Source organism: Mesorhizobium sp. M7A.F.Ca.CA.002.15.2.1 (genome assembly GCF_003998715.1).
GTDB classification, from domain to species: domain Bacteria; phylum Pseudomonadota; class Alphaproteobacteria; order Rhizobiales; family Rhizobiaceae; genus Mesorhizobium; species Mesorhizobium ciceri.
The window spans coordinates 1-8,367 of sequence record NZ_RZPI01000192.1 but is presented as its reverse complement, the minus strand read 5'-3'; the positions used below and the strand labels follow the sequence as shown (position 1 = coordinate 8,367).

At 61.0% G+C, this 8,367-nt stretch carries 8 protein-coding genes; all 8 read left to right on the top strand.

What is annotated here, in order from left to right; genetic code table 11:
- The first annotated feature begins 399 nt into the window (after positions 1 to 399).
- A complete protein-coding gene (locus ENZ74_RS13365) occupies positions 400 to 2,424 on the top strand; it encodes a conjugal transfer protein TraG (protein ID WP_063169233.1) in 2,025 nt (674 codons plus the stop codon).
- 116 nt (positions 2,425 to 2,540) lie between these two features.
- Positions 2,541 to 2,954 carry a CopG family transcriptional regulator gene (locus tag ENZ74_RS13360; RefSeq protein ID WP_063170364.1) on the top strand — a complete coding sequence of 138 codons (414 nt, stop codon included), beginning with the start codon at positions 2,541 to 2,543 and terminating at the stop codon, positions 2,952 to 2,954.
- On the top strand, positions 2,951 to 3,919 hold the full coding sequence (gene trbB / locus ENZ74_RS13355; protein ID WP_024502850.1) for a P-type conjugative transfer ATPase TrbB: 969 nt from the start codon (positions 2,951 to 2,953) through the stop codon (positions 3,917 to 3,919). The genes ENZ74_RS13360 and trbB overlap by 4 nt, the downstream gene beginning before the upstream one ends.
- 12 nt (positions 3,920 to 3,931) lie before the next feature.
- Positions 3,932 to 4,240: a TrbC/VirB2 family protein gene (locus ENZ74_RS13350; protein WP_024502851.1), complete on the top strand. Its 309-nt coding sequence runs from the start codon at positions 3,932 to 3,934 to the stop codon at positions 4,238 to 4,240.
- A complete protein-coding gene (locus ENZ74_RS13345) occupies positions 4,240 to 4,512 on the top strand; it encodes a VirB3 family type IV secretion system protein (protein WP_024502852.1) in 273 nt (90 codons plus the stop codon). The genes ENZ74_RS13350 and ENZ74_RS13345 overlap by 1 nt, the downstream gene beginning before the upstream one ends.
- On the top strand, positions 4,506 to 6,956 hold the full coding sequence (gene trbE, locus ENZ74_RS13340; RefSeq protein WP_063169232.1) for a conjugal transfer protein TrbE: 2,451 nt from the start codon (positions 4,506 to 4,508) through the stop codon (positions 6,954 to 6,956). Before ENZ74_RS13345 ends, trbE begins: the two co-directional genes overlap by 7 nt.
- Positions 6,953 to 7,678, top strand: a complete 726-nt coding sequence (trbJ, locus tag ENZ74_RS13335; protein ID WP_024502854.1) for a P-type conjugative transfer protein TrbJ — start codon at positions 6,953 to 6,955, stop codon at positions 7,676 to 7,678. Before trbE ends, trbJ begins: the two co-directional genes overlap by 4 nt.
- 33 nt (positions 7,679 to 7,711) lie before the next feature.
- The coding region (gene trbL, locus ENZ74_RS13330) for a P-type conjugative transfer protein TrbL (RefSeq protein ID WP_127312807.1) at positions 7,712 to 8,367 on the top strand (656 nt) is incomplete at its 3' end.

Sequence of the window (8,367 nt, the reverse complement as noted above, 5' to 3'; positions counted from 1 at the left end):
CTGTTGGAGGATGAACCCGCTTCCCCACCGATGATGGCGTTCGAGCCAGGGGAACTGCGGCAACTGTTGGAAGACGAGCCTGCCTCCACTTGGGCACAAATCAATTCGACCCCACATGCGCGAGCGGACGGTGTTCATCAGCCAGCCCAGGCGCCGTGGCTCCCTGAACGCAGAAGATAACTTTGCGGAGGAGCGGTCACGCAACTGTCGGCGGCGCCGGGCCTCAGGGTGAATGGAAAGGATGGAGTGGCGGATGGTGTCGCGTGAAGGCGCAACACGCGTGCTGACCGACCTGCATACGTAGGAAGTCGTTCATTGCTCCCAAATCGTATGTGAGGAACATTCCTGTCCCGGCTGCGCCGCGCGATGCTAGGTCGCGTTGTTCAGCGGGCCAAGCCGATGACACCTACGAAGCTACTGATCGGGCAGATCGCCGTTGTGTGCGCAATTGTCATTATCGGCGTATGGACGGCAACCCAATGGTGCGCTCAAATGCTGACCTACCAGACGCCTCTCGGCGCACCATGGTTTCTCTTCGCCGGCTGGCCAATCTACAAGCCGTGGAAGCTGTTTGAATGGTGGTTCCACTTCGATGCTTATGCGCCGGAGGTCTTCGACAAAGCCGGTACGCTTGCAGGCGCCAGCGGATTCCTGGGTTGTGCCGCCGCAATCGCTGGCTCGCTTTTGCGCGCGCGACAGCGCGGGTCGGTTACGACCTATGGGTCTTCACGGTGGGCCACGACTCATGAGGTCGAGACGGCAGGGTTGTTACGGCCGGCGGGCGTTTTCCTCGGTAGGCTGAACGATCGCTATCTGCGCCATGACGGCCCGGAGCACGTCATGGCATTTGCGCCGACGCGTTCGGGCAAGGGCGTGGGGCTGGTTGTTCCAACGCTACTTTCCTGGACCGGGTCTGCCATCATTCATGATATAAAAGGCGAAAATTGGCAGTTGACCTCCGGCTGGCGGTCGAAATTCTCGTACTGCCTTCTGTTCAATCCGACCGACCCGAGATCGGCACGCTACAACCCGCTGCTGGAGGTGCGCAAAGGCCCAGATGAGATCCGGGACGTTCAAAACATCGCCGACATCCTCGTCGATCCCGAGGGCGCGCTGGAGCGACGGAACCACTGGGAGAAGACCAGCCATTCACTCCTAGTTGGCGCCATTTTGCACGTGCTCTACGCTGAAGAGGACAAGACGCTGGCCCGCGTCGCCACCTTCCTGTCGGACCCGCAACGCTCGTTTGCCGCAACGCTACGGCGGATGATGACGACAAACCATCTCGGGACGGGGCATAACCCTCAGGTCCATCCCGTAGTGGCCTCGGCGGCTCGCGAACTCCTGAACAAGTCGGAAAACGAGCGCTCAGGCGTCCTCTCGACCGCCATGTCCTTTCTCGGGCTTTATCGTGATCCAACGGTCGCGGCGGCCACTTCGTCCTGCGACTGGCGCATCGCTGACCTAGTGGATGGAGAGCGACCGCTGTCGCTCTATCTGGTCGTGCCGCCTTCGGATATCTCGCGCACCAAGCCTTTTGTGCGACTGATCTTGAACCAGATCGGCAGGCGGTTGACGGAGCGTCTGGAGGGGGACCCGAAGAAGAGCCGTAAGCATCAGCTGCTCATGATGCTGGACGAGTTTCCGGCGCTCGGTCGCCTCGACTTCTTCGAAACGGCGCTCGCCTTCATGGCAGGTTATGGCATTCGCTCCTATCTGATCGCACAATCTTTGAACCAGGTTTCAAAGGCCTATGGCGAGAACAATGCTATTCTCGACAATTGCCACGTGCGAATTGCCTTTTCCTCCAATGACGAACGCACGGCCAAGCGCATCTCGGATGCCCTCGGCACCGCAACCGAACTTAGGTCGATGCGCAACTATGCGGGCCATCGGCTTGCGCCCTGGCTTTCACATGTCATGGTGAGCCGCCAGGAAACCGCGCGCCCGCTCCTGACGCCAGGCGAGGTGATGCAATTGCCGCCGTCAGACGAATTGGTCCTGGTTTCTGGGTTGCCGCCGATCCGCGCCAAGAAGCTGCGCTATTATCAGGATCAGAATTTCACAGATCGGGTGCTGCCTGCGCCGGTGCTGCACGACGGACCCTATGCGGACTGCCCTGCATCACGCCCGGACGGCTGGACTGGACAAGTGTGCAGCGTCGATAGCCGACTTGCTGCGGACGAGGAAAGCGCCGACGCGCCAGTTGAAGACGAGGGAGGCGTTCAGCAGCAACGCCATCCAAGCCTGCCCGAAGAAGACGTTGTTGTCTCTCAAGAGCCCGATCAGGCCGATCTGTACAAGCCCGCAGACGATGACAGCGAAGCGCTCGCGGACAAGCGTGTCATGGATCGGATTTCCACTGCGGCCCGCGTCTACGGTATCAACGAGGGCAGGGGCGACGATGTCATTCCCGGCTTCTGAAGTCCGCTGAGTTGCAGAGCGCACCTCAGCGTAGATAACGGCCATAAGCAATTTTGAGCGTCTGGCCGATGCTTCTCCCGTCGCCGGCGCAACGCCGGGCCGTCGGAACGATCCGCATGAAGCCGCACCGCATTCGCCATCAGTTTCTGCTTGAGCCGGAGCTCAGCGAGAAACTGGACAACCTCAGTCGCGATCCGTCAACGACCAAATCAGCGATCGTGGGGAAGGCGATCGAGGCGTTCATCGAGCGGCGTGGCGAGAGCGAGTTCGATCGGCGCTACGGCGTAAGGCTTGACCGGCTCTCCCGCGATCTTGCCCACGTCAGGCGCGATTCCGAGGTGATCCTGGAGAGCCTGGCGCTCTTCATCCGCTTTTCGATCACCCTTCACGCCCACACGCCGGTCCCGGATCGGGCAACGCAGGCTATTGCCCAAGAGCGTTTCGAGAAATTCGTTGAGAAGGTCGGCCGCCAGATCGCTTCCGGCAAAAAGTCGCTTAGCAAAGACAATGGTGGGGGAGGGGAAGGATGAGCTCTCATCCCGAGGCCGACCACCGGCGGCGTGTCATGCTGCGCACCGCCATGGGTCCGGCAATCACCGAAGCCCTGGCCGATCCGTCCGTCATCGAGGTGATGGTCAATCCCGACGGCGCGCTGCGACTCGACCGGTTAGGCGAAGGTCGGGTCGATACCGACGTTCACATGCACCCGTCCGAGGCAGAACGTATCATCCGCCTGGTTGCTTCGCACGTGCGCGCCGAGGCGCACGCCGACAACCCGATCGTCAGTGCCGAATTGCCGTCTGGCGAACGCTTCGAAGGCCTGCTGCCACCTGTGGTGTTGGCGCCATGTTTTGCCATCCGCAAGCCCGCCGCGAAAGTCTACACCCTGGCCGACTATGTTGCCGAACGCATCATGCTGCCGCTGCAGGCCGATGCGCTGAAAAAGGCCGTCCGCGAGCGGCGCAACATGCTGATCGCCGGCGGCACTTCCTCGGGGAAGACAACACTCGCCAACGCTCTGCTGGCTGAAGTCGCCGAATGCGACGATCGGGTGATCCTGATCGAGGACACACGCGAACTGCAGTGCGCGGCCAGGGACTGCGTTGCCCTGAGAACAAGGCGGGGCTCGGTCACCCTTGCCGATCTCGTGCGCTCGACGCTGAGGCTCAGGCCGGACCGCATCATCGTGGGCGAGGTGAGGGGCGCGGAAGCGCTCGACATGCTGAAGGCATGGAACACCGGGCACCCAGGCGGCATCGCTACCGTACACGCCAATTCCGCGCGCTCGGCTCTCTATCGCATTGAGCAACTCGCCCAGGAAGCGGTGGTCACCGTTCCCCGCCGGCTCATCGCTGAGGCGATAGATCTGATCGTCTTCATAGCGGGACGCGGCTCGTCGCGCCACATCGACGCAATCGCCGAGGTCACCGGTCTCGACGGCAGCGGCGATTACGCCGTTGCCCCGCTCACGCTTTCGCAACTCCAGCAGCTTTGAAAGGCCTTCCTCATGCGCAAGAAGCTTCGCTTTCTTTCGTCCACAGCGCTCGCGTTTCTTATCACGGCCCCGGTTTATGCCGCCGGCTCCGGCATGCCGTGGGAGCAGCCGCTGCAGCAGATCCTGGAGTCCGTGCAGGGACCGGTCGCCAAGATCGTTGCGGTGATCATCATTATCACCACCGGCCTGACGCTTGCCTTCGGCGACACCGCCGGTGGTTTTCGGCGCCTGATTCAGATCGTCTTCGGTCTGTCGATCGCCTTCGCGGCATCGAGCTTCTTCCTCTCCTTCTTCTCCTTCGGTGGTGGGGCGCTCGTCTGATGGCCGCCGGGGAGCAGCATATCGAGGGCTTCGCAGTACCGGTCCACCGGGCGCTGACCGAGCCGATCCTGCTCGGCGGGGCTCCGCGCGCGGTGGCGATCCTCAACGGTACAGTGGCCGCGGCCATTGGCTTCGGCTTGCAGCAATGGATTGCTGGTCTGGTGCTTTGGATCGCAGGCCACTCGTTAGCGGTGTTTGCCGCAAGACGCGATCCGGACTTCGCCAGCGTGCTTGTGCGCCACCTACGTCTGAAGGGGTGGCTTGCATGCTGAACCTTTCGGAATATCGAAGCAAAGCCGACCGGCTTGCCGACCATCTACCCTGGGCTGCCTTGGTGGCGCCCGGCATCGTGCTCAACAAGGACGGCAGCTTTCAGCGGACGTTGCGGTTCCGCGGCCCGGATCTCGAAAGTGCGACGGAGGCTGAACTCGTCGGCATTTGCGCCCGGGCGAACAATGCTCTCAGACGCCTTGGCTCTGGCTGGGCATTGTTCTTTGAGGCCGAGCGCACAGAAGCGCTGGGCTATCCGAACTCGCATTTTCCTGACGCCGCGTCGTGGCTGGTCGACGAAGAACGCCGCGCTGCTTTCGAGGGGAAGGTAGCGCACTACGAGAGCCGCTATCATCTGACCTTGGTGTTTATGCCACCGCCGGACGCCCAGGCGCGCGCAGAAAGCACGCTCGTCGACTCTCATTATTCCCGAGGAGAAAGAGACTGGCGCCAGGATCTGGCGAGGTTCCGTGACGAGACCAACCGCGTGCTCGATCTCTTCTCGGGTTTCATGTCCGAAGTACGCGTCCTCGATGATGCTCAGACGTTGACCTACCTCCACGGCACGATTTCGCCTCGTCGCCATCCTATCATGGCCCCGGAAACGCCGATATATCTGGATGCAATCCTGGTCGATGCGCCGCTTACCGGTGGCCTGGAGCCGATGCTGGGTGAGCAGCATCTTCGCACACTGACCATCCTCGGCTTTCCGAACCTCACCCGGCCCGGAATCCTCGATACCCTCAATCATCAGGATTTCGCCTATCGCTGGATGACGCGCTTCATTCCGCTCGAGAAAACGGAAGCCACGAAGACGCTGACGCGATTGCGCCGGCAGTGGTTTGCCAAGCGCAAATCGATCGTGGCAATCCTACGCGAGGTCATTACCAACGAGCCGGTCCCGCTTGTCGATAGCGATGCCGACAACAAGGCGCTCGATGCCGACGAAGCCCTTCAGGCATTGGGCGGTGATCATGTGAGTTTCGGCTATCTCACCACCACCGTGACGGTGTGGGGCGAGGATCGCCAAGCCGCTGCAGAGAAGCTTCGCGCGGTCGAGCGCATCATCAATGGGCTCGGCTTCACCACGATCCGAGAAGGCGTCAATGCGGTCGAGGCTTGGCTCGGCTCATTGCCTGGCCATGTCTACGCTAACGTTCGCCAACCGCTCGTTCATACATTGAACCTTGCCCATCTCATGCCGCTGTCGTCGGTTTGGGCCGGTCCTGCGACAAACGAGCATCTCGCGAAAGTCACCCAAACCGAAGCGCCACCGCTTTTCGTTGCCGAGACCAGTGGGTCGACACCGTTTCGGCTTTCCACCCACGTCGAAGATGTCGGCCACATGCTGGTTGTTGGTCCGACCGGCGCCGGCAAGTCGGTTCTGCTTGCTCTGATTGCTCTGCAGTTCAGGCGCTACGCCGGCGCCCAGGTTTATGTCTTCGACAAAGGCAATTCGGCCCGTGCTGCAACACTTGCCATGGGTGGAGAACACCACGCGCTAGGAGCGGACGGTTCCCTTGCCTTTCAGCCACTGCGCAGCATCAACGACCAGGCTAGCCGAAGCTGGGCGGCCGAATGGATCGCCAGCCTTGTTGCCCACGAGAACGTCACCGTCACGCCGGAGGTGAAGGAGGCTATTTGGTCAGCGCTGGCCAGCCTTGCCACCGCGCCGGCGCAGGAACGCACACTGACCGGTCTTTCGGTCCTGCTTCAATCCAATGCGCTGAAGACCGCATTGATGCCCTACACGCTCGACGGTCCCTTCGGCCGCCTGCTCGATGCCGATCATGATGGGCTGGCCTTGTCGGATGTGCAGTGTTTCGAGACCGAGGAGTTAATGCACAGCCAAAGCGCTTTGCTGCCGGTGCTTACCTATCTGTTCCAGCGACTTGAGGAACGGTTCGACGGACGGCCCACGCTGATCATGCTCGACGAGGCGTGGGTCTATCTCGACAATCCGCTGTTCGCCGCCCGCATCCGCGAATGGCTGAAGGTGCTGCGAAAGAAGAACGTGTCGGTTGTCTTCGCTACGCAGTCGCTGGCTGATATCGCGGGCTCTGGCATAGCGCCGGCAATCATCGAAAGCTGCCCGCAGCGCATTTTCCTTCCCAATGATCGTGCCGTGGAACCCCAGGCGCGCACAGCCTACGAGCGCTTCGGTTTAAGCGAGCGGCAGATCGAATTGATCGCCCGCGCCACGCCGAAGCGTCAGTATTATCTGCAATCGCGCCGCGGCAACCGTCTGTTCGAGCTCGAGCTTGGCCCCATCGCTCTTGCGCTTTGCGGTGCTTCCGATCCGGCCACGCAGACTCTGATCGACAGGATCATGTCCGAAGACGGGCAAGGCAGCTTTGCCTCGCAGTTCCTGATCGCGCGCGGCCTCGATTGGGCCGGCGAACTTCTCAAGCAATTCCCTCAACCAGACAAGGAGCAATTCTCATGATGCGGCGACGCCTTCTCTCCGGCCTGATCACCGTTTCCCTGATCGCCAAGCCTATGGCCGACTATGTGCAGCCCGCCTACGCCCTTATCGTGTTCGATCCGTCCAATTATGCGCAGAACGTGCTGACGGCCGCGCGCGCATTGGAGCAGATCAACAACCAGATCCAGTCGCTGCAGAATCAGGCGACCATGCTGCAGAACATGGCGCGCAATCTTCAGCGTCTGGATTTCTCTTCCGTTGGCCAACTCACCGGTTCGCTCCATCGCATCGACGGCTTGATGGACCAGGCGAGTGGCCTCAGCTTTGATCTGGGCAAGCTTCAAGACCAGTGGCGCAGCCAATATCCGGAAAGCTACGACGCCACGATCAAAGTCAGCGATGTGGCGAGTGCTGCGCGGGAGCGTTGGCAAACCGCCATGCAGGCGTTCCGCCAGACCATGGGTGTCCAGTCGCAAATCGTCGAGAACGTCCGCGCCGACGGCGATCTGCTCGCCGATCTCGTCAACCGCAGCCAAGGGGCGGCCGGTGCGCTTCAGGCAAGCCAGGCCACCAACCAGCTGATGGCGCTTTCGACAAAACAGCAGATGCAGATCCAGACGCTGCTCGCAACGCAGTTTCGAGCTGAGGCCGAGGATGCCGCCCGCAAGGCCCAGTCAGACGAAGCCGCCCGCGAGATGACGAAGCGATTCTTGGGTACCGGCTCGGCTTATCCCGGCAATTAATCACGAGTTCATCACGACGAGAAAGGCAGCGGCATGAACGACCTTGGCGTCATCGATCGCTTCATGGAGACCTTCATCCGCTACATCGACAGCGGGTTCGGTCTGCTATCGGGCGACCTCGCCTTCCTCACTACCATTCTGATCGGCATTGACATCACACTTGCCGGCCTGGCGTGGGCGCTCGGCGACGAAACCAGCGTTCTCGGCCGGCTTGTCCGCAAGGTGCTCTATGTTGGCGTCTTCGCCTTCATTCTGAACAATTTCAAGAACCTCGCCGATATCGTTTATCGTTCTTTTGCCGGTCTCGGGATTAAGGCGTCGGCCGGCAATCTGTCGGCAGACAATCTCTTGCGCCCGGGCCGCATTGCCGCGACCGGTTTCGAAGGTGCTTGGCCAATGCTTGACCAAGCCAGTCAGCTCCTGGGCTTCCCGGAAATCTTCGGCAACGCACTGACCATCTTCGTGCTGCTGATGGCCTGGTTCCTGGTCATCATCGCCTTCTTCATCCTTTCCATCCAGCTTTTCATCACCATCCTTGAGTTCAAGCTCACCACGCTGGCAGGTTTTGTTTTGGTTCCATTCGCACTTTGGAACCGTTCAGCGTTCCTGGCCGAACGCGTGCTCGGCCATGTTATCTCGTCAGGCATCAAGGTGATGGTGCTCGCCGTCATTGTCGGTATCGGCTCCAC